This window comes from Actinoplanes utahensis (assembly GCF_016862455.1).
GTDB lineage: Bacteria > Actinomycetota > Actinomycetes > Mycobacteriales > Micromonosporaceae > Actinoplanes > Actinoplanes utahensis.
This window is the reverse complement of sequence record NZ_BOMZ01000065.1, coordinates 1-18,466: the sequence shown is the minus strand read 5'-3', so window position 1 is coordinate 18,466 and position 18,466 is coordinate 1. Positions and strand designations below refer to the sequence as shown.

Genomic DNA, 18,466 nt, shown 5'->3' with positions numbered 1-18,466 from the left:
CGATCCCTGGGCCCGGCACCGCGGGACCGTCCGGTCAGCCCGGTTCGTTGAGAGCCGCGCCGGGCCGGCCGTATCGTGCGGGCATGAGGGCCACGCTGTGATCACCGCGCCGGAGGCGTTCGCCGCGTGGCGTATCCGGGTCGACGGCGCGGCGGGACGGCAGTGGGTCACAGCGCTGCCCGCGCTGGTCTGGCGGCTCGCGGAACGGTGGAGGCTGAGCCTCGACGACGCCGAACCGTTGCACGGACCGCTCAGCCTGGTCGTCCTCGCCCATCGGGACGACCGGCCGCTGGTGCTGCGGGTGGCCTGGCCGGACCGGACGAACGCGCAGGAGGCCATGGCGTTGCGGGCCTCGCACGGACGGGGCGTGGCCGAACTCGAGGAAGCCGACCCGGACGTGGGCGCCCTGCTGCTCGAACGCCTCGACCACCACCGGACGCTGCACACGCTGCCACTGCGGGAGGCCGCGGAGATCGCCGGCACGCTGATCCGCACCCTGGCCGTCGAACCGCCACCCGGCCTGGCGAGACTGCACGACGTCGCCGGCAGGATCCAGGAGCGGCTCGGCCCCCGCCGGCAGGCGCTCGGCGAACCGGTGCCGAAGGGATGGTTCGCGGCGGCGCAACGGCACGGGTGCTGAACGCCCTGCTCCCGCCCGGGTGAGGCGAGCGCCGGAACGGTAACTTGGCGGAGTGACCACCGGGCGCTGGGAAGATCAGATCGTCGCCGATTACGGCAAGGGGTACGACGTGCGCGCGATCGCCGCGCGATACGGGATCACCGTCGACCAGGTGTACGCGGTGGTGCAGAGCGAGATCGGTCCCCCGGTGCAGCCCCCGCCGGACTACTACGCGGCGCCCCCTGTCTACTACGAGCCCCAGCCTCCGACGGCCCACCCCCCGCCGCAGCCACCACCCGGTTATCAGTACCCGCCGCCGCAGGCCTACCCCGCGCCGCCGCCAGGATGGCCCGGGCCGGCGCCCGGTCACCTCGACGTCGACGCGATCGTCGCGGAATACGGCGAAGGACATCCGGTCGAGGCGATCGCCCACCGTCACGGCCTCACCGTCCAACAGATCTACGAGGTCGTCCACCGCGACGTCACCCAGAACCCCTGACCTCTCGGACCGCGTCAGCGGAGGTCGACCGGTAATACGTCGACTCCCTGTCCCGTTCGTGACTCACGCCGCTACACCAGAATGACGGTCAGGTTCCTGCGCAGCCGAGCCGGGCGGCGAGTCGCGGGGCGGAGAACCGCGATAGACGGCGAAGGGCGGCACGGCGAAACGCACCGTCCTTTCGCTGTCCTGGATCGTCAGGGGCGGCTACGGTGAGCCGACGCAAGAAACGTCATGTACCCATCCTTGACTCGGTAAAGAGTCGCGATGGCGTCCATGAACGACCCTCGTTGCACCCATGACGGCGGGTTGACATCGAAGCTGCCCGAATACGCCTGACTGTTTGCCTTCACGCATTTCTCGTTGGAGAACGTAATAGGATTATTGGTACCTGTCACGCACAGCCAGGTTTCGTAGCCGTCGCCTCCGATGTCCTTGATCGAGTAGTCAACGCCAATGGATCGGCCGTACCAGGTAACGGTGAGGTTCGCGCCGCCGTAGGCGCTGCGGAGAGCCGGAAAGCCGCTGACCGGGTAAGCAGCGAGAGCGGGCGCCGCCGTGCCGGCGAGCAGGGCTGCTGTTGCGAGCGTCGCAGACACGACGATACGTCGTACAGACATAGCCATCCCCCGATGGTTGTAGCGGTGAGTCAACGGCACGTTACCGGACAGAGCCCTAATCGGATGCCCCGCTCGAATCCCGTCCCGTGCCGGGGCGCCGGGCTCGGCATCGACGTGGAGGCCGGAATTGTGCGCAATGCTCCCGCCACAGACGTGCGAGAACTCGCTCATCTACCGACGGCAATGCGGTCGCAGGTCAGAGTCGCTTCTCGGTGCAGCGGGGGCAGTGGGCCGGGCACGGGGTCAGCGCGGCGGCCCGCCCGAGGCCGCTGGTGTGCAGGATGGTGGTCACCGCGTCCTCGAAGGTCATGGTCTCCGGCAGGACCGTCTCCCCGGGTACGCCGAGCAGGTCCCGTTCGGAGTACCAGCCGCGCATCGTCTCCGCGGTCACCGGAATCGGCTCGGCACGGCTCCGATGCCGCCGCACCGTCTCGTCGAACGTCACGTCGAGGTAGAAGCAGGCGACCGGCCCGGTGTGCCCGGCGACGAGCGTGCGCAACGCCTCGCCGTACTCTCCGGTGTGCAGGATCCCTTCCAGCACGACGTGGTACCCGCCGTCGAGCGCGGTCCGCACCATCGTGCTGATGAACCCGGGTGCCACCGCGTCCGTCGCGCCGCCGTGCTCCCGCAGCACGGCCCGGCGCAGGTAGTCCTGTTCGACGAGGGCGCAACCCCGCCCGTACCGTCGCCGCACCTCACGGGCGGTCGTGGTCTTGCCGCTGCCGCTGTTTCCCCGGATCAGCACGAGCACGGGTTCCTGACCTCGCGACATGCCGAACCCTAACAGCCGCACCCGGCCCCGGGCCGTCAGCCGGTGACGACGTCCGCGAAGCGGGGTGCGCCCGGTTCGAGGTCGACGCGGGCGGCACGGGCGGCGAAGCTGATCGCGTGGTACCACCCGCAGAGCATCAGCAGATCGAGCAGCTCCGGCTCGTCGAGCACCTCGCGGGCAGACTGCCACAGCTCGTCGCCGATGTCGGCGGAGTCGTGCAGGGCGTCCACCACGTCGATCAGCGCCCGTTCACGGTCGGCGGCCCAGCACGGATCGCCGGGTGAACCGTGGGTGACCGAAGTGATCTGATCGCGGGTGAGCGCGGCCCGGTCGGCGAAGAACGAGACGTGGACACCCCACTCGTACTCGCAGCGGCACCGGGCACAGGTACGCAGGATGACGATCTCCCGCTCCCGCAGGCTGAGGGACAGATCGCGCCCCAGCTCGTATCTCCCCCACCCGCTCATCGCCGTGGTCATCGGCATGTTCCTAGCGAACGTCCGGAACAAGCCGATCGGCGCCACCCCGGGCGGCATCATCGCGGCGAGCCGGGCCTCAACGTCCGGCGCATAGGGCGCTTCGAGTGCGGCGATCCTGGCCATATCCACCTCCGGCGCTTCGATTTCAGAAGCAGGCTACCGCTTCGATTTCCGAAGCGATAGAGGGAACTGTTCGGGCGGGGGGCGGATCTTCCCGGCTGGCCTCAGCGCTGTCTCCGGCCGGTGGAGGCGTCACTGGCAGCCACGGTCGTCCGAGGGCCGGGGAGCGAGCCGGACGAGGGCTCTAGGGTTGCGACCATTTCTCGGACCAGTCGGCCAGCGGCCGGAGGGCCTGGTGGGCCTCATGACCAAGTTCGCTCAGCGTGTAGGTGGTGTCCGGCTGCTGGGTGACGATGCGGGCCTCGAGCAGTTCGGTCAGGCGCTGTCTCAGGACGCTGGAGGACATGTTGTCGCAGCGCTGTTGGAGGGCGCGGAAGCCGACCGGGCCGTCGCGCAGTTCCCAGACGATCCGCAGCACCCAGCGGCGGCCGAACAGATCCAGCGCGGCCATCAGCGGCCGGCCGGTGTCCGACCCGCGCACCGGGCGCCCCGGCATCGGCGTCGTCACGGCCGGTCCTCCGGGATGTCGATGGTCGAGGTCGAGGTCGTGCCGTCGGCGGCGGTGATGGTCACCGGCCCGAACGTGATGAACGTGAACGAGGCGCCCTGCGGCGGCCCCGGATCCTCGGCAGGCTTCCTCCGCGTGAACAGGCCCATGCGGCGCATGATCCCACAGCGCTCGCCGCGAGTCGGGGAAGGCCGTGGCGGGGAAGCCGTTACGGTGCGGAAGATGAAGACCATCATCTATCGCGACAACGGTGGCGCCGACGTTCTCGAGCTCGTCGACCGGGAGACGCCGAAGCCCGCGCCGGGCGAGGTCCGCGTCCGCCTCGCCGTTTCGGGTGTCAACCCGACCGACTGGAAGACCCGGTCCGGGGCCACCAACCCGAAACAGTTCGCCGAGGTCACGCCGCATCTGGACGGGGCGGGCACGATCGACGCGGTCGGGGACGGCGTGGCGGCGGGGCGGGTCGGGCAGCGGGTCTGGGTGTTCATGGCGTCGGCCGGGCGGGCGACCGGGACGGCGGCCGAGTGCACCGTCGTGCCGTCGGAGCTGGCGGTGCCGCTGCCCGATGAGGCGAGTTTCGACCTCGGCGCCTCGCTCGGCGTGCCGGCGATCACCGCGCACCGGGCGCTCACGGTCGCCGAGGACGGGCCGCGGCGGCTGCGGCCGGGCGCACTGGACGGCACGATGGTGCTGGTGGCGGGTGGCGCCGGGGCGGTCGGGCACGCGGCGATCCAGCTCGCCCGGTGGGCCGGCGCCACGGTGATCAGCACCGTCAGCGGCCCGGAGAAAGCACGCCTGGCCACGGCTGCCGGCGCCCATCACACGGTCAACTACCGGGAGGAGGGCGCCGCGGCGCGGATCCGCGAGATCGCCCCGGACGGGGTGGACATCGTCGTGGAGGTCGCGCTCGGGGCGAACCTCGCCCTCGATCTGGCGGTGCTGCGGGTGCGGGGGACGATCGCGACGTACGCCAACGACGGTGGCGAGCCGGTCGAGCTGGACGTGCGGCAGAACATGATGCTGAACACCCGGTTCCAGTTCCTGGTGCTCTACACCGTCGGGCCGGAGGCGCTTGCCGCCGGCGCCGAGGACGTGGCCGCCGCGGTGGCCGACGGCGCGCTGCCGGTCGGCGAGGAGCACGGGCTGCCGTTGATCCGTTTCCCGCTGGACCGTACCGCCGACGCCCATCAGGCGGTGGAGAACGGCGCGGTCGGCAAGGTGCTCGTCGACATCCCGGGCTGAGGAGGAGCGCCGTGGCCCGCAGCGCGGCGCAGATATGTCGGTATATTCCGGATTGAGGCTTGTTAGCGCTCACTATTGGCGCGCCGCGCGGACGGCGCATTGACACGTTATTTCACCAATGTTTCAATCGGTCCCGGCCCTGATGTGAGCGATAACAGAGCCGCGATGACGCTGCCCAGACCCTAAGGTACGAAGATGAGCATGACAGACACCGACCTGCGCGCGGCGATCGAGCAGGGCCGCACCACGCTCGGCATCGAGCTGGGCTCCACCCGGATCAAGGCCGTCCTGACCGGCCCTGACCACGCGGCGATCGCGGTGGGCAGCCACGACTGGGAGAACCAGTTCGTCGACCGGGTCTGGACGTATTCCCTGGAGGCCGTCTGGGCCGGCCTCCAGGGTTGCTTCGCCTCGCTCGCCGCGGACGTGCACGCCCGGTTCGGCGCCGAGCTGCGCACCACCGGCGCGATCGGCGTCTCCGCGATGATGCACGGTTACCTGGCGTTCGACGCCGACGGCGGGCTGCTCACCCCGTTCCGCACCTGGCGCAACACCAACACCGGCGCCGCGTCGGAGGAGCTGAGCGCACTGTTCGGCTACAACATCCCGCACCGCTGGAGCATCGCCCACCTGCACCAGGCCGTCCTGAACGACGAGGACCACATCGGCCGGCTGGCCCACCTCACCACCCTCGCCGGGTACGTGCACTGGCAGCTCACCGGCCGCCAGGTCCTCGGTGTCGGCGACGCCAGCGGCATGTTCCCGATCGACATCAGCACCGGCGGTTACGACGCCCGGATGCTGGCGCAGTACGACGAGCTCGTCGCCGGCCGTGGCCTGCCGAAGCTCGCCGACCTGCTGCCGGCCGTGCTGCCCGCCGGTGAGGCCGCCGGCACGCTGACCGAGGCCGGCGCGAGACTGCTCGACCCGAGCGGCACCCTCCAGCCGGGCATCGTGCTGTGCCCGCCGGAGGGCGACGCCGGCACCGGCATGGTCGCCACCAACTCGGTGGCCCGGCGCACCGGCAACATCAGCGCCGGCACCAGCATCTTCGCCATGATCGTGCTGGACGGCGACCTGAGCCGGATGCACCCGGAGATCGACCTGGTCACCACCCCGGCCGGCGACCTGGTCGCGATGGTGCACTGCAACAACGGCGCGAGTGAGCTGAACGCGTGGGCCGGGCTGTTCGCCGAGTTCGCGACGGCACTCGGGGCGTCGGCCGACAGCAACACGGTGTTCGAGACGCTGTTCCGGGCCGCGCTGGACGGCGCTCCCGACGGTGGTGGCCTGATGGCCTTCAACAACCTCTCCGGGGAGCCGATCACCAAGCTGCACGAGGGGCGGCCGCTGTTCTTCCGTACCCCGGGAAGCTCTCTCGATCTCGCCACCTTCATGCGGACCCAGCTGTACGCCGCCCTGGCCACGCTGCGGATCGGCATGGACGTGCTGCAGAAGGCCGAATCGGTGCAGCTGGACCGGATGTTCGCGCACGGCGGCCTGTTCAAGACCGCCGGTGTGGCGCAGCGGCTGCTGGCCGCCGCGATCAACACGCCGGTGTCGGTCGGTGACGTCGCCTCCGAGGGTGGCGCGTGGGGCATCGCGGTGCTCGCCGCGTTCGTCGCGAACAAGCAGGCCGGGCAGAGCCTCGACGCGTTCCTGACCGAGTCGGTCTTCGCCGGCGCGGAACTGGACACCGCCGAGCCGGACGCCGCGGACGTGGCCGGTTTCGACGCGTTCCTCCAGCGTTACGTGGCCGCGCTGCCGGTCCAGCAGGCCGCCGTCGACAACAGCTGACCGGCCGCGTGGTGATTTCTGGCGTGCACAGCGCCGGAAATCACCACGCTGCCCGGGTTGTGGGGCCGCGGGGGATCGACGGGCGGCGTTACGATCGCTGGCGCTATCGTCGACAGCGAGGGGCTTCGATGCAGGTCAGATCGGTCGAGTTACGGGTCGCCGCGGACAGGTTGCGGCAGGGCGCCGCGGAGAACCTGCGCAAGGCGGTCACTCAGCTTCAGGTGCCGGAACGGGGGTACGGCGTCGAGGCGGCCTTCGACCGGTACACCACCGCCGCCGCCTACCGGGCTTTCACCTCCGCCGTCGAGCAGGAGTTCCGCCTCCTCGAGCAGGCCGCAAGGGAGCTCGCGGACGCCCTCGACCGGACCGCCGACGACTACGACGCGGCGGATCGGCGGGCCGCGACCCGGACCGGCGCGTCGGCGACCCGGGCGGCGGGCGGCCGATGAGCGACGACATCGACCGGTTACGGCACGAGCAGGGCAACATCCGCGGCGCGTACGGGATGTGGGGCACCGATGAGCTCGCGGCCGCCGGCGCGGCGGGCGCGGCGGTCCCCGGTTTCGGCGGCGACCCGGCCACCATCTACGACATCAGCGCCAACCTCGCCAAGGTCCAGCAACTCGCCGAGCAGGCCCTCGACGCCGTCCAGCAGGTCAACGGCAAGCATCTGGCCGGCACCTGGGCCGGCGACACGCACCTCGCGGCGACCGAGGCGATCCAGGCCGTCTTCACCGATCTGCACGGCCTCTCCAGCGCCCTCAAAGACCTGCACACCCCTTTCCGGACGTACGCCGTAGCGCTGGAGAACGCCCTCCCCGCCGACGCCGACGCCACCGCGGATCTGCACGAGGTGGCCGGGCGGGCGGCGAAACTGACCGCCCTCGGGTTCCTCCCCGACCTGTCCGAATACGATCGGGCGCAGATGGCGGGCCTGCACCAGCAGGCGATGGGCGCCATCGACACCCGGGTGTCCACGCACGAGGGCGTCCGTGGCGCCGGCCGCACCTTCTCGGCGCTGCTGCGCGACCACGCCGCCGGGGACGCGCGCGGCCGCCGGCTCAGCGACTCGCCGATGACCGCGATCGACGAGATCGTCCTGGCGGGGGCGGGCAGCGACTGGCTCACCCAGAACACCAACATCCTCAGCGCGGCGCAGGGCGACCGGGCGGCGGCGGCGCTGAACGGGCTCGACGACACCGACCGGCGAGCCATGATGGACCTGCTGAGCGGGGCGGCGTCGCCGGAGCACCGGGCGTACCTGCTGAAGGCCCTGGCGGCCGGACATCCGGTCGGCGAGGTGTCGAAGTTCAACGGGCTGATCGCCGCGCACGGCGACGACCCGAAGTGGCTGGCCTCGCACCTGGGCCCGTTCACCATGGACATCCCCGGCGACGGTTCCGAGGATGTCCGCTTCGACGGAACAAAATGGACACAGGGGCGTGACCCGACCTGTGTCGCCGCATCGACGGTGGCGGCTCGGGGTGCCGTCGATCCGCTCTACGCCTTGTACCTGACCACCGGCGGCCACCCCGACGATCCGGCGCAGGACGACGGCGCGGCGTTCGCCACGCGGTGGAAGGACGAGACACATCGGATCTACGACGACGGCCGCGACTGGTGGCAGGATCTGCCCGTCGTCGGCGGCAAGGGCATGTCGTCGGAGCAGTCCGCCATGATCGCTGACGAACAGATCGGCGCGTACACCGGCGCGAGATACGAAAACGTCCAGATGGCCGGCGCCGACGCCCGTTTCGACATTCTGAGCCGGATCGAGGCCGCGGTCGACGAAGGTCATCCGGTCCCGTTGAGCACTCGAGATGCGGGCGAGGGCCATCAGCTCATGGTCATCGGCCACCAAGGTGACGAGCTGCAGATCTACAACCCATGGGGAAACACCTACTGGATCACCAAGGACGAGTTCGCCAGAGGTGACATCAGCCAGGGAGATCCCGACCTGCCCGGCACGCCGAGATCGGTGCGCCTTCCGCAGGGGGTGAACTGATGCGGGCCCGTCCCGACTCGGCGACCATGCACGACGACGTCGTCGCGCTGCTCGGTGCGGGCCGGACGACTGACGCGCTGGTGCCGGCGGCACTTCAGGCCGACCGGCTCGGCGTCCAGCCGCGCTCACTGACCTTCCTCGCCGAGATCGTGCGCCGAGGCGGCACCGCCTATGCGGCCGGACTGCCCGAGCCGCTGCCCACCCCGGCGCAGACGGCTCTCGTGCGGCCGTGGTTGATCATCGACGATGAGCGCCTCGCACGCTGGCTGAATGGTGTCGCCGCGCTGATCGAGGCGCGCCGTCTCAGCGGACGGTGATTTCCCAGGTCACGCTGCGGTTCTCCGGGTCGGACGGGTCATGACCGCCCTGGAAGCGGTTCGTCAGTGTGACCTGGGTCTTTCCGGCAGTCGCGGCGTCGAAGACGAAGAGCGTCGTTCCACTGCAGCAACCAGCCGGCGGTTCGCCGACATAGGCCGACAGGCTGTCGTAGCGGGTCCGATCGCCTTGCGCGGTCAACAAAGGGCCCGCCTCGGCACTCCACCCGTCTCCGACCGAACCGCCGCGGTCGAGGACGGCCAGGGAGAACCGGTCGCCCGCGTCGACCTCGACGGTCAGGTCGGCCTCGGTGAACTCGGTGCCGTAGGTCTCGTAGCGGTACAGGGCGAACCCGCCCCACCCCAGCCCTCCGACGAGCAGGAGGGCGGCGACCGGCCAGACAACGACACGCACGGATCTCTTCACGGCCTGGGACGATAGCCGCCGCACGCCAGTCTCACACCGCGGCCCGGTCGTCGGCGCCGATCGGATTCGGTTCCGGCTGCCTCGTCGTGGTGGGATCGTCGACCAGGTGACGGGAGTCATCCGTACCTCCGCGGTTGATCCGGGCCATCGACTGTTCCCGCTGCGGGCCGGCGTGGATAGGGTGATCTTGTGGGTAATGTGACGGTGATCGGTGCCGGTGTCATCGGGTTGAGCGTGGCGCAGGAGCTGGTGACGGCGGGACACCGCGTGCGGATCCTGGCGGCGCGGGAGGCGGCGGAGAGCACGTCGGGGGTGGCCGCCGCGATCTGGTTCCCGCACGACGTCGACCATTCCGACTCGGTGCTCGCGTCGGCGGCGGTCACCTACCGGCGTCTCGAGGAGCTCGCGGCGGACCCGCGGACCGGGGTGCACATGCGGCCGGGCACGGTGCTGTCCCGGCATCCCGAACCGGACACGGCGTGGACCGCGGCGGTGCCGCACACCGAACCGGCGGCGGCCCGGCCGGACGGGGCGAGCGGTATCCGGTGCACGGTGCCGATCGTGGAGACCGGTGACTATCTGGCGTGGCTGCGGGACACGGTGGTGGCCTCGGGCGTTCGGATCGAGGTCGCCGACGTGGACTCGGTGGCCGCGGTCATCGAGCGGGACGAGCCGGACGCGGTGGTGGTGGCGGCCGGGTTGCGGTCGGCGGCGCTGCTCGGCGACGACGAGAGCTTCCCGATCCGGGGACAGGTGGTGCGGCTGGCCAACCCGGGCCTCACCGAATGGATCACGGATGCGGAGAATCCGGAAGGGCTGACGTACGTCGTACCCCGCAGCCGTGATGTCGTCTGCGGGGGAACCGGCGAGACCGGCGACTGGAACGAGCGGATCGACCCGGACACCGAGGCCGCGATCCTGCGCCGGGTCCGTGCCCTGGTCCCCGAACTGGCGGAACAGCCCGTCCTCTCCCGGGCCGTGGGGCTGCGCCCGGGCCGCAGCAGCGTGCGAGTGGGGGCGGTGGACGGGTTCGCGCGGCCGGTCTTCGCCTGTTACGGCCACGGCGGCGCCGGGTTCACCCTGTCCTGGGGCGACGCCGCCCGCATCGCCGCGCTGATCTCGTGAACTACTTCGGATTCCGCGAATTCCTGTGGGACGTGCTGCCGGAGGCTCGCGAACACATCCTCACCGCTGAGCTGTACGAGTGCGGCGGCCGCGCCGAGGATGGGGAGGTGTCGGGCACGTACAGACTGATGTCGTTCGCCTTCCAGCAGGTCCTGAACGACGCGGCCGAACGCGGCGACATCCCCCTCGCCCGCCGGTGCATCGACCTGCTCGAACAGATGCTGGTGCACGGCGATCAGGATCTGAGCGACGCGGCGTACATCCGGATGATCGAAAGATATCGGTCGGACGCCGTGACCGATCTGTATGGGATCTACGCCGGTCCGGTGACCCGCGAGATGCTGGCCGACATCTCCAGGGATCCGATGTACCGGACGGCCGGCGAACCGCCGCTGCCCCCGGTTCCGGTGACCGACGGGCGGCCGGACGCCAACGCTTGGGAGATGCGCACCTGGCTGTGGGATCGGATGCCGGCCGCCCGGGGGTCGATCCTGATCGCGGAGCGGGCGGAGGTACAGGCGACGATGTCGCTGGCGGCGATGACCCCGGAGCGGTACGTCAGCGAGGGCATCGTGCACGGCATGCTGCCCGATCTGGAGTCGTATTCGTACGACCACACCGATCAGGAGATGGTCGAGCAGGCGACGGACGGTCTGGAGTCGATGCTCGCCGATCCGGTCGTGGCGGCGCTGCTGCGGGCGCACACCGCTGAGATCATCGCCGAGTTCGGCCGCAACGAGCACCTTCGCCGGTACGCCGGCCCGCGGCTCCGGGACCTCGTGGGGTAGGAATCGATCAGTCGTCGGGGACCATCAGCCAGTCGCCGGGCAGCCGGTCCCGCACCGCCTGCACCGCCTCGGGGGTCCGGCCGTGAACCCACAGCCACTCTCCGCCGTCGTCGCGCAGCAGCACATCGGGGCCGGAGAGCCACCGGACTCCCGGACCCTCCATCCCGGCCCAGAACGGGAGGACCGGCAACGGCAGCGGCTCGAACCCGGCCTCCAGCGCCGCCAGGGTCGCGCCGTCGAGTTCCCGGTTGTCGACGTGGTCCTCGTAGCCGGAGAACATCGCCTCGGACATCACCATCTCGACGAGCGCCACCGACAGCCGGTCCGTGTAGGGCACCCAGCCGTCGCCCGCGTCCAGCACGGCGGGTGGATCGTCCTGCCCCAGCGCGTTCTCCGGCACGCCCCACACCGCGCAGTTCTGGTTCTCCCGGCGGAACACCAGGACGCCGCCGGCGCCGACCTCGAGACTCTGCGGCGGTACCAGCCAGTCCTGGGTCGCGGTCAGGTCCCGCCGGTTGCCGAACAGCAGGTACGCCTCGCGCAGCGCCGCGGGCAGCGGAACGCCGAGCCGGTCCTCGGTGGACCTCAGCACCGCCTCGTCGACGCCGTCGCCGTCCGCCAGCGGGTAGCCGTACGCCTCGGTCATCGCCCGAACGAAAGCCCAGCCCCGGCGGTGATCGCCGTCGCGGCCGCACAGCGCCCGCAAGTCCTCCAGACCCGCCACCATGCCGCTGATCCTCATGCCGGTCCTCCGATCGCCGGTCTTCACTGTCGCCGTTCGAGGAAGGGCCGGAGCAGGCCGGGAACGGCGTCCTCGGCGAGGGCGAGGCCGTCCGGGACGGTGACGTCACGGACCTTGTAGACGCTGTCGCCCGCGGCCGTGGTGGCGCCGAGGGTGAGCAGGCCGTGGCGGCGCTGCAGGAACGATCGCGAGATGTTCCAGCCGATGATCCCGGACTCCTGGAGGGCGACGGTACGGCGGGTGAACGTCCCGGCGCTGATCACCAGATGCCGGTCGCGGATGCCGTGTCCCAGTGTGCGATAGGCGTCGATCGCCAGCAGGATCGCGATCGGAACGAGGAGCGCGGCCGTGATCAGACCGGCCCGGACCAGCGTGGGGCTGAGCCACAGGCCGAGACCGACCGGCACGGCCGCGATCAGCGCGACAGTGGTCAGGCCGCGGTTGATCCGGCGCCGGAGGGCCGCCCGGGGATGCGGGGTCAGACCGGCCCGGGCGATCAGCGACGCGTCCTGCCCCAGCACCTCGACGGCGATCCGCAACGTCTCCGCACGGGGCGCGGGCGGGGTGAGCGCACGCCGTCTGCGGTTGTCCTCGACGTTCCCGAGTCCGCTGGCGACCGCGTTGAGCCTGGCGCCGCCGGCCCAGCGCAGCGGGATCGGCTCGGCCAGTTCGACGCCGCGGACCCGGTTCCGCTGGATGCCGACCGACCGGGTGGCGAGCAGCCCGCGCCGGATCTGGAACCTGTCGTCCTCGCGGCGAAGGCGATATCCGGACCAGCCCTCGATGTACGCGGCCGTGGAACTGAGCACCCCCAGGCCGACGACGATCAGCGTGGTGACCAGGATCCCGAACCACAGCGGCACCGACCCGAACCGGTCGACGGCGTCCCGGACGACGCCGAGTTCGAGGGGGTTCACCTTCATCTCGGCCAGGATCCGGTAGACGGTGCCGAACGCCACGAAGACGCTGCCCACACCCCAGACGGTCAGCGGCGCGTAGCGGAGCCAGCTCCAGTCCAGCTCGCCGATCAGGCCGTCGTCGTCCGTGGTCCCGGTGGCGGTCGCGCGCCGCGCCAGGATCTGCCGGCGCAGTTCGGCCGCGTCCGCCGCCCGGAGCCCGTCAAGACGGAGCCGGTGCCCGGCGGCCGGGCCCTGCTCGCCGGTGTCGATGCGCAGCGTGGTGAGGCCGAACATCCGGTGCATCGGGTCGGCGGTCAGGTCGATGCTGCGTACGCGATGGATCGGCACCGCCCGCCGGCTGCGGAACAGCAGCCCGGACCGCAGTTCGATCCGGTCGCCGACGATCCGGTAGCGGGTGGTGAGGTACCGCATCAGGCTGATGCCGCAGATCACCAGCAGGGTGACGAACAAGGACGCGAGACTGATCGCCACCTGCAGACCGAGGCGGCCGCCGGTGACGACCCGATTGAGCAGCAGCAGTGCCACCGGCGCGGCCAGCACGGTCAGGTTGACCAGGATCAGCCGCCGGTCGAGGCGGCTCCACGAGGTCACGTCGCGTCCACCGGGATCGCCTCGGTGGACCGGGTCAGTCGTTCCACCAGGCCGGCGGCGACCCGCTGATCGAGGCCGTTGATCTTCACGGCGCCGGCGGCGGAGGCGGTGGTCACGGTGACGCCGGAGAGCCCGAACATCTGCTGAAGCGGGCCGCGGACGGTGTCGACGGTCTGCACACGGGAGAGCGGGACGATCCGCCAGCGCTGCCACAGCCAGCCGGACGCCGCGTAGACGGCCGTGTCCGTGGTCTCCCACCGGTGCACCCGGTACCGCCAGGCCGGCATGACGACGTTGTAGACGACCGCCGGGACCAGCGCGATCACGGTGGCCCAGCCGAAGAACCCCCTGGTCGGTGGGATGGTCAGCCACAGGATCGCGAAGGTCAGCGGCAGCGGCAGCCCGATCAGCGCGGCCTGCGACGCCCACCAGCCGATCGCCCGCGGATGAACCCGCTCGCGGGGCGGCCGGAGCCGCCACTCCCCCACCGGGTGATCAGACATCGCTCGCCACCATCGACACGAAGGCCCCACCGAAACCGGCCAGAGCACCCGCGAACCGTCCATTCACGCCGCACATGATGACTGAACTCAGCCCTCCTCCGCTGTCCCACCGGCGCGCCCCGTACCGAGGTGTAGATCACCTTCGCCCGGCAGCCGCCGTGCCCGGGACCGTCCGCGCGGGCAGAGGGCGGCGGTGGCGCCACAACGGGCGGAGAACACATTTCCGGGAGAGCGTCAAGAATGAAATGAGAATTGTCAGATGGGAACGGGATGGATATCGCAAGCCATTGAGAGACCTGTCTCTTCCGGGGATTTTCGGCGGCGTCACGGGCTCATGGGGAATTAGCGTTGCGGCCGGATTCAGGGGTTCCCGGAGAAAAGCGAGGAATGGCGGATGCGGCGGGATTCTGCGTATGCCGAGGAGCAGGAGTTCCTGGAGCGGGCGGTGACACGGCGGGCGGCGCTGATCGAGGAGCTGAGCGCCGAGCCGGCCGGCGAGGCGGAGGACGCCCTCGACGTGGCGCGGCGGCGGATGGTGCGGCGGCAGCTCGAGGAGCTGCGGCGAGCCGAGGACGGGCTGGTCTTCGGGCGGCTGGACGGGGCCGACGGCACGATTAGGCGGGTGGGGCGAGTCGGGCTGCGGTCCGAGGACCAGGGCACCGGCGCCGATGTGGAACCGCTCGTGCTGGATTGGCGGGCGCCGGTGGCACGGGCGTTCTACACGGCGACGGCGGTCGACCCGCAAGGACTGGTCCGGCGGCGGCACATCCGGACCAGAGACGGGGTGGTCACCGGGGTCGACGACGAGCCGCTGGACGGGTCCGTAGGGACGGAACTCGTCGGCGAGGGCGCGTTGCTGGCCGCTCTGGATCAGCGGCGGACGGGGCGGATGGGGACGGCGATCGCCACGTTGCAGCGGGAGCAGGACGACATCATCCGGGCCGGGGTGACCGGGCCGTTGATCGTGCAGGGCGGGCCGGGCACCGGGAAGACCGTGGTGGCGCTGCACCGGGTCGCCTATCTGCTGTTCACCCACCAGCGGATGGCGGAACGGGCGGTGCTGGTGCTGGGGCCGTCGCCGCGGTTCCTGGAGTACATCGGCCAGGTTCTGCCCGCCCTCGGGGAGACGGCGGTGGTGTCGGCCACGTGCGACACCCTCCTCCCGGGGGTGCGGGCGAGCCGGGCGGAGAGCCGGGACGTCGCGGAGATCAAGGGACGGGCGCTGTGGCAGGGAGTCCTCGAACGGTACGTGACGTCGCTGCTGCCGCCGGCGCGCGAGCTGAAACTGCGATGGGCGGGCGAGTTCCACCTGATCGGAGCGGAGGCGGTGCGGCAGGCGATGGGGTCGGCGGTGCGCGGTCGCCCGTACCATCGTGCCCGCAAGGTCTTCGCCGAGCTTCTGCATCACCTGCTCGCCGAGGCGGTGGCCGAGCAGCGGGAGACGATGCTGGCCGAGATGGAGCAGGGGTACGAGGACATTCTCGCCCGGATCGACCGGAGCGCCCGGGACGACGGCCCCGGGGACGGGCGCAGCGGCAGCGACGTGGACGGGGTGCTGTCCGAAGAGGAGATCGAGGACCTGCGGGAACGCATCGCCGACGACCCGGCGATCGCCCGGTTCGTCGAGGCGTGGTGGCCCACCCGCGACCCGGAACCGCTGCTGCGGACGCTGCTGACGGACCGCACGCTGCTCGCCGGGTTCGCGCCGGACCTGACAGCCGCGGAGATCGACGCGGTGGTGACGGGCGCCGGTGGGCCGGCCGCGGGCTGGGCCTCCGGTGACATTCCGCTGCTGGACGCGCTTGCGGCACTGATCGGCGACCGTGCGGACGGCGACGACGGGATACCCGGGCCGGGCGGGGAGTTCGTCGCGGAACGGGCCCGGCGGGAACGCGGCTGGGTCTACGGGCACGTCGTCGTCGACGAGGCGCAGGAACTGTCGGAGATGCAGTGGCTCATGGTGCTGCGGCGCTGCCCCGGCCGGTCGGTCACGGCGGTCGGTGACATCGACCAGACCGAGGCGCCGCACCGGCACACCAGCTGGGCCCAGGCGGTCGGGGCGGTGTTCGGGGACCGCTGGACGGCGGCCGAACTGACCGTCTGCTACCGGACGCCACGGGAGGTCATGGAGCTCACCGGGCCGATCCTGGTCGCGGCGGGCAGCACCGGCACCCCACCCCGGGCGGTACGGTCGTCCGGCGTCGCCCACTGGCAGCGGACCGTCAGCCCCGACCGGATCGCCGGGGAGGCGGCGTCGGCCGTACAGCGGATGAGGGAACGCTGGACCGGGGGAACCGTGGGCGTCGTCGCCCCCGCAACCCGCGTCGAAGAGCTGCGGGCCGCGGTGGAGGCCGGCGTGCCCGTGGTGACCGCGACCCAGGCCAAAGGCTTGGAATGGGACGCCACGCTGGTCGTCGACCCGGACGGGATCGCCGCCGAGCCACGCGGCTGGAACGGCCTGTACGTCGCCGTCACCCGCTGCACACAGGAACTCGGGCGACTGTCGCCGGGTGCGTGACGCGCCCCGGGCGGTGGATCATCCCGCGAGACGGGCGGCGCCCAGGTACGTGACGACCGGGATGCCGCCCGGTTTCTCCAGGACGAAATCGGTCAGGCCGGCGACCTCGTCGTCGGTGATGCGGCCGGCGCGGCGCTGCCGGACCGCGGAGACCAGACCCGAGATGGTGCGGGGCTTGAAACCGCGGACGTCCAGGGTGCGCAACCCGTGCGTCCCGAGGATCTCGACCAGCTCCCGGGGAGGCCGCAGGCGGGCCGCCGCGTACCGCCCCGGCGGCATGATCCGGGTCATCGGCAGACGCTGGAAGGCGACCAGGTAGATCAGCATGCTCGGCACGGTCCGGTTCACCGTGTCGAACAGCAACAACCCGTCCGGCCGCAGCACACCGGCCACCGACTTGACGACCGCGCCCACGTCGTCGACGACCTCGAACGTGTCGGCGCAGTAGACGACGTCGAACGGGCCGCCGTCCAGGGCGTCCGGTGCGTGCGTACGGTAACGGACCCGGCCGGACGGGTCCCGCTCCTGCGCCAGTTTCGTGGCGGCCGGGGACGGGTCGACGGCGGTGACGGCCAGCCCCAGGTCGGCCAGGCCGCGGGCCAGGTCACCGCGGACACTGCCGACGACCAGGGCACGGCTGCCGGGACCGACACCGGCCTGTTCCAGGTGGAAACCGGCGTACAGCAGGCGGACCTGGTTGAAGGCGACAGCCCGCAGGTGCCGGCCGTCGACCGCTGAAGCACTGTCGAGTTCGATGTGCACTCGGCTCTCCGTTCCGCGTGGCTCCGGACGTGCCCCTCCACTCTCGCAGGCGAACGCACCTCCGTGTCAGAACCCGGACCCGTTCTCGACATCGATCTCGGTGGCGGTGACCGGCGTGCCGTCCACATCGGCGGTACCGCCCGTGGTGTCCAGAGGCGGCGCCGGTCGCGGTTCGCCGGCGACGGTCAGGACACCGACCTGACGGCCGTCGGAAAGGACGATCCAGCCGCCCTTCACCTCCGCATCGCGGACCCGTGCGGAAGCCCGATAAAGACCGGACGGCTTTCGTACGGCGGGAAGCGCGAAACCCAGCGCACGGCCCTCGACGATCGCCTCCCCCGTGGCGTGCGCACTGGTGAACGTGCCGTCGACAGTGCCCTGCCGGCCGGACAGGTGGAACGCGCCGCGGGCGGCCGTCCCGCGGAACCAGGCTTCCACCCGGTCGCCGTCGCACAGGTAGGCGATGCCGATGCCGTCACGCAGAGCCAGATAGAGGGTCCCCTCGGGAAGGTGGGCGGCGTAGGTCGCCCGGGTCCGGTCGACGGCCACCGGATCGGCCTTGATCGTGACGGTCGGCGCGGCGGACGACGGGGTGACCGTCACCGGGACGGGCGGTGGGAGCGCCCGATCGGCGGCGTCACTGCCGCCGACGTGGATGGTGATGCCGACGACGATCGAGACCATCACGGTGAGGGCGGCGGAGATGGCGACGGTCAGGCCGCCCCAGCGCAGAGCCGGTGTCATCAGCTCCGGAACGATCTCGGTCACCCAGGAGCCGCGTTCCTCGCCGTTCTCGGCGGACCGGCTGCGACCGGGCCGGAAGCGGCTGCCGCCGGGCGGGTTCGACCGGCTCCCACCGGGCGGGTCGAACCTCGTCGGATTGAGCCTCGTCGGGTTCGGACCTGTCACGGTCGGCCTCGACGCGTTCGGCACCGTCGCGTTCGGCCTTGTCGGGTTCAGTCTTGTCGCGTTCGGCCTCGTCGCGTTCAGCCTCGCCCAGGCGGGCAGGCCGAGCCGCGCGGTGTCGGGCTCGGTGTCGGGCTCGAGGTGTCGGGTGAGGTTCAGGCGGGCGGTGTCGGGTTCGTTCGTTTCCGCCGCCGCGGGCAGGTCTTTCC

22 protein-coding genes are annotated in these 18,466 nt (G+C 71.2%); 11 read left to right on the top strand and 11 right to left on the bottom strand.

Translation table 11 applies throughout. The annotated features are described in order from the left end of the window. Positions 1-97 precede the first annotated feature (97 nt). Both Aut01nite_RS23075 and Aut01nite_RS23070 read left to right on the top strand, forming a co-directional pair. Positions 98-640, top strand: coding sequence for an aminoglycoside phosphotransferase family protein (locus tag Aut01nite_RS23075; protein WP_052164713.1), 543 nt, complete (start codon positions 98-100; stop codon positions 638-640). Positions 641-692: 52 nt separating this feature from the next. Beyond that, positions 693-1,118 carry a helix-turn-helix domain-containing protein gene (locus Aut01nite_RS23070; RefSeq protein WP_043533913.1) on the top strand — a complete coding sequence of 142 codons (426 nt, stop codon included), beginning with the start codon at positions 693-695 and terminating at the stop codon, positions 1,116-1,118. 197 nt (positions 1,119-1,315) lie between these two features. On the opposite strand, the gene Aut01nite_RS23065 is transcribed toward Aut01nite_RS23070, so the two are convergent. The 5 genes from Aut01nite_RS23065 to Aut01nite_RS23045 all read right to left on the bottom strand — a co-directional run bounded on the left by Aut01nite_RS23065 (position 1,316) and on the right by Aut01nite_RS23045 (position 3,766). Then, complete coding sequence (locus Aut01nite_RS23065; protein WP_152629174.1) at positions 1,316-1,909, bottom strand: hypothetical protein; 594 nt, start codon at positions 1,907-1,909, stop codon at positions 1,316-1,318. Between the two features lie 25 nt (positions 1,910-1,934). Next, complete coding sequence (locus tag Aut01nite_RS23060) at positions 1,935-2,510, bottom strand: AAA family ATPase (protein ID WP_063958914.1); 576 nt, start codon at positions 2,508-2,510, stop codon at positions 1,935-1,937. A 35-nt stretch (positions 2,511-2,545) separates the two neighbouring features. After that, entirely contained in the window at positions 2,546-3,112 is a 567-nt protein-coding gene (locus tag Aut01nite_RS23055) for a carboxymuconolactone decarboxylase family protein (protein ID WP_043533914.1), read from the bottom strand. A gap of 181 nt (positions 3,113-3,293) precedes the next feature. After that, positions 3,294-3,617, bottom strand: a complete 324-nt coding sequence (locus Aut01nite_RS23050; protein WP_201775664.1) for a winged helix-turn-helix transcriptional regulator — start codon at positions 3,615-3,617, stop codon at positions 3,294-3,296. Beyond that, a complete protein-coding gene (locus Aut01nite_RS23045) occupies positions 3,614-3,766 on the bottom strand; it encodes a hypothetical protein (protein WP_161790767.1) in 153 nt (50 codons plus the stop codon). Before Aut01nite_RS23045 ends, Aut01nite_RS23050 begins: the two co-directional genes overlap by 4 nt. A 73-nt stretch (positions 3,767-3,839) precedes the next feature. Between Aut01nite_RS23045 and Aut01nite_RS23040 the strand changes: the two genes are divergently transcribed. The 5 genes from Aut01nite_RS23040 (at position 3,840) to Aut01nite_RS23020 (ending at position 8,978) form a co-directional block, all read left to right on the top strand. After that, on the top strand, positions 3,840-4,859 hold the full coding sequence (locus tag Aut01nite_RS23040; protein WP_043533915.1) for an NADPH:quinone reductase: 1,020 nt from the start codon (positions 3,840-3,842) through the stop codon (positions 4,857-4,859). Between the two features lie 195 nt (positions 4,860-5,054). Beyond that, complete coding sequence (locus tag Aut01nite_RS23035; protein ID WP_043533916.1) at positions 5,055-6,656, top strand: xylulokinase; 1,602 nt, start codon at positions 5,055-5,057, stop codon at positions 6,654-6,656. Between the two features lie 128 nt (positions 6,657-6,784). Beyond that, on the top strand, positions 6,785-7,105 hold the full coding sequence (locus tag Aut01nite_RS23030) for a hypothetical protein (protein ID WP_043533917.1): 321 nt from the start codon (positions 6,785-6,787) through the stop codon (positions 7,103-7,105). Continuing rightward, a complete protein-coding gene (locus Aut01nite_RS23025) occupies positions 7,102-8,661 on the top strand; it encodes a hypothetical protein (RefSeq protein ID WP_043533918.1) in 1,560 nt (519 codons plus the stop codon). The genes Aut01nite_RS23030 and Aut01nite_RS23025 overlap by 4 nt, the downstream gene beginning before the upstream one ends. After that, entirely contained in the window at positions 8,661-8,978 is a 318-nt protein-coding gene (locus tag Aut01nite_RS23020; RefSeq protein ID WP_052164715.1) for a hypothetical protein, read from the top strand. Before Aut01nite_RS23025 ends, Aut01nite_RS23020 begins: the two co-directional genes overlap by 1 nt. On the opposite strand, the gene Aut01nite_RS23015 is transcribed toward Aut01nite_RS23020, so the two are convergent. Next, positions 8,965-9,390 (bottom strand): hypothetical protein, encoded by a 426-nt coding sequence (locus Aut01nite_RS23015; RefSeq protein ID WP_043533919.1) that lies wholly within the window; start codon positions 9,388-9,390, stop codon positions 8,965-8,967. The two genes, Aut01nite_RS23020 and Aut01nite_RS23015, sit on opposite strands and share 14 nt — an antisense overlap. 201 nt (positions 9,391-9,591) lie before the next feature. Here Aut01nite_RS23015 and Aut01nite_RS23010 point away from each other — a divergent pair, with 201 nt between their 5' ends. Both Aut01nite_RS23010 and Aut01nite_RS23005 read left to right on the top strand, forming a co-directional pair. Continuing rightward, positions 9,592-10,527 (top strand): FAD-dependent oxidoreductase, encoded by a 936-nt coding sequence (locus Aut01nite_RS23010; protein WP_043533920.1) that lies wholly within the window; start codon positions 9,592-9,594, stop codon positions 10,525-10,527. After that, positions 10,524-11,315, top strand: coding sequence for a DUF7674 family protein (locus Aut01nite_RS23005; protein WP_043533921.1), 792 nt, complete (start codon positions 10,524-10,526; stop codon positions 11,313-11,315). The genes Aut01nite_RS23010 and Aut01nite_RS23005 overlap by 4 nt, the downstream gene beginning before the upstream one ends. Positions 11,316-11,322: 7 nt before the next feature. Here Aut01nite_RS23005 and Aut01nite_RS23000 read toward each other — a convergent pair whose 3' ends face one another. The 3 genes from Aut01nite_RS23000 to Aut01nite_RS22990 are packed head-to-tail and all read right to left on the bottom strand — an operon-like array spanning position 11,323 to position 14,071. Beyond that, positions 11,323-12,057 (bottom strand): hypothetical protein, encoded by a 735-nt coding sequence (locus tag Aut01nite_RS23000; protein WP_152629175.1) that lies wholly within the window; start codon positions 12,055-12,057, stop codon positions 11,323-11,325. Positions 12,058-12,080: 23 nt separating this feature from the next. Further along, the gene (locus Aut01nite_RS22995) at positions 12,081-13,568 is read right to left on the bottom strand and encodes a PH domain-containing protein (RefSeq protein ID WP_043533922.1); all 1,488 of its coding nucleotides are present in this window, start codon (positions 13,566-13,568) and stop codon (positions 12,081-12,083) included. Continuing rightward, positions 13,565-14,071, bottom strand: coding sequence for a PH domain-containing protein (locus Aut01nite_RS22990; RefSeq protein WP_043533923.1), 507 nt, complete (start codon positions 14,069-14,071; stop codon positions 13,565-13,567). Before Aut01nite_RS22990 ends, Aut01nite_RS22995 begins: the two co-directional genes overlap by 4 nt. A 394-nt stretch (positions 14,072-14,465) precedes the next feature. Here Aut01nite_RS22990 and Aut01nite_RS22985 point away from each other — a divergent pair, with 394 nt between their 5' ends. Continuing rightward, the gene (locus Aut01nite_RS22985; RefSeq protein ID WP_043533924.1) at positions 14,466-16,589 is read left to right on the top strand and encodes a HelD family protein; all 2,124 of its coding nucleotides are present in this window, start codon (positions 14,466-14,468) and stop codon (positions 16,587-16,589) included. An 18-nt stretch (positions 16,590-16,607) separates the two neighbouring features. Here the strand turns inward: Aut01nite_RS22985 and Aut01nite_RS22980 are convergent, their stop codons facing one another. Both Aut01nite_RS22980 and Aut01nite_RS22975 read right to left on the bottom strand, forming a co-directional pair. Beyond that, a complete protein-coding gene (locus Aut01nite_RS22980) occupies positions 16,608-17,351 on the bottom strand; it encodes a class I SAM-dependent methyltransferase (protein ID WP_043533925.1) in 744 nt (247 codons plus the stop codon). Between the two features lie 66 nt (positions 17,352-17,417). Continuing rightward, on the bottom strand, positions 17,418-18,119 hold the full coding sequence (locus Aut01nite_RS22975) for a hypothetical protein (RefSeq protein WP_204037651.1): 702 nt from the start codon (positions 18,117-18,119) through the stop codon (positions 17,418-17,420). Between the two features lie 112 nt (positions 18,120-18,231). Between Aut01nite_RS22975 and Aut01nite_RS22970 the strand changes: the two genes are divergently transcribed. Beyond that, a partial coding sequence (locus tag Aut01nite_RS22970) for a hypothetical protein (RefSeq protein WP_204037649.1) occupies positions 18,232-18,466 on the top strand: 235 nt, incomplete at its 3' end.

What these genes read in the sequence shown, in the direction of transcription:
- Aut01nite_RS23065 (WP_152629174.1), bottom strand. Translation starts at nt 1,909, where the DNA reads ATGAGCGAGTTCTCGCACGTCTGTGGCGGGAGCATTGCGCACAATTCC.
- Aut01nite_RS23060 (WP_063958914.1), bottom strand. Translation starts at nt 2,510, where the DNA reads ATGTCGCGAGGTCAGGAACCCGTGCTCGTGCTGATCCGGGGAAACAGC.
- Aut01nite_RS23055 (WP_043533914.1), bottom strand. Translation starts at nt 3,112, where the DNA reads ATGGCCAGGATCGCCGCACTCGAAGCGCCCTATGCGCCGGACGTTGAG.
- Aut01nite_RS23045 (WP_161790767.1), bottom strand. Translation starts at nt 3,766, where the DNA reads ATGGGCCTGTTCACGCGGAGGAAGCCTGCCGAGGATCCGGGGCCGCCG.
- Aut01nite_RS23040 (WP_043533915.1), top strand. Translation starts at nt 3,840, where the DNA reads ATGAAGACCATCATCTATCGCGACAACGGTGGCGCCGACGTTCTCGAG.
- Aut01nite_RS23035 (WP_043533916.1), top strand. Translation starts at nt 5,055, where the DNA reads ATGAGCATGACAGACACCGACCTGCGCGCGGCGATCGAGCAGGGCCGC.
- Aut01nite_RS23030 (WP_043533917.1), top strand. Translation starts at nt 6,785, where the DNA reads ATGCAGGTCAGATCGGTCGAGTTACGGGTCGCCGCGGACAGGTTGCGG.
- Aut01nite_RS23025 (WP_043533918.1), top strand. Translation starts at nt 7,102, where the DNA reads ATGAGCGACGACATCGACCGGTTACGGCACGAGCAGGGCAACATCCGC.
- Aut01nite_RS23020 (WP_052164715.1), top strand. Translation starts at nt 8,661, where the DNA reads ATGCGGGCCCGTCCCGACTCGGCGACCATGCACGACGACGTCGTCGCG.
- Aut01nite_RS23000 (WP_152629175.1), bottom strand. Translation starts at nt 12,057, where the DNA reads ATGAGGATCAGCGGCATGGTGGCGGGTCTGGAGGACTTGCGGGCGCTG.
- Aut01nite_RS22990 (WP_043533923.1), bottom strand. Translation starts at nt 14,071, where the DNA reads ATGTCTGATCACCCGGTGGGGGAGTGGCGGCTCCGGCCGCCCCGCGAG.
- Aut01nite_RS22985 (WP_043533924.1), top strand. Translation starts at nt 14,466, where the DNA reads ATGCGGCGGGATTCTGCGTATGCCGAGGAGCAGGAGTTCCTGGAGCGG.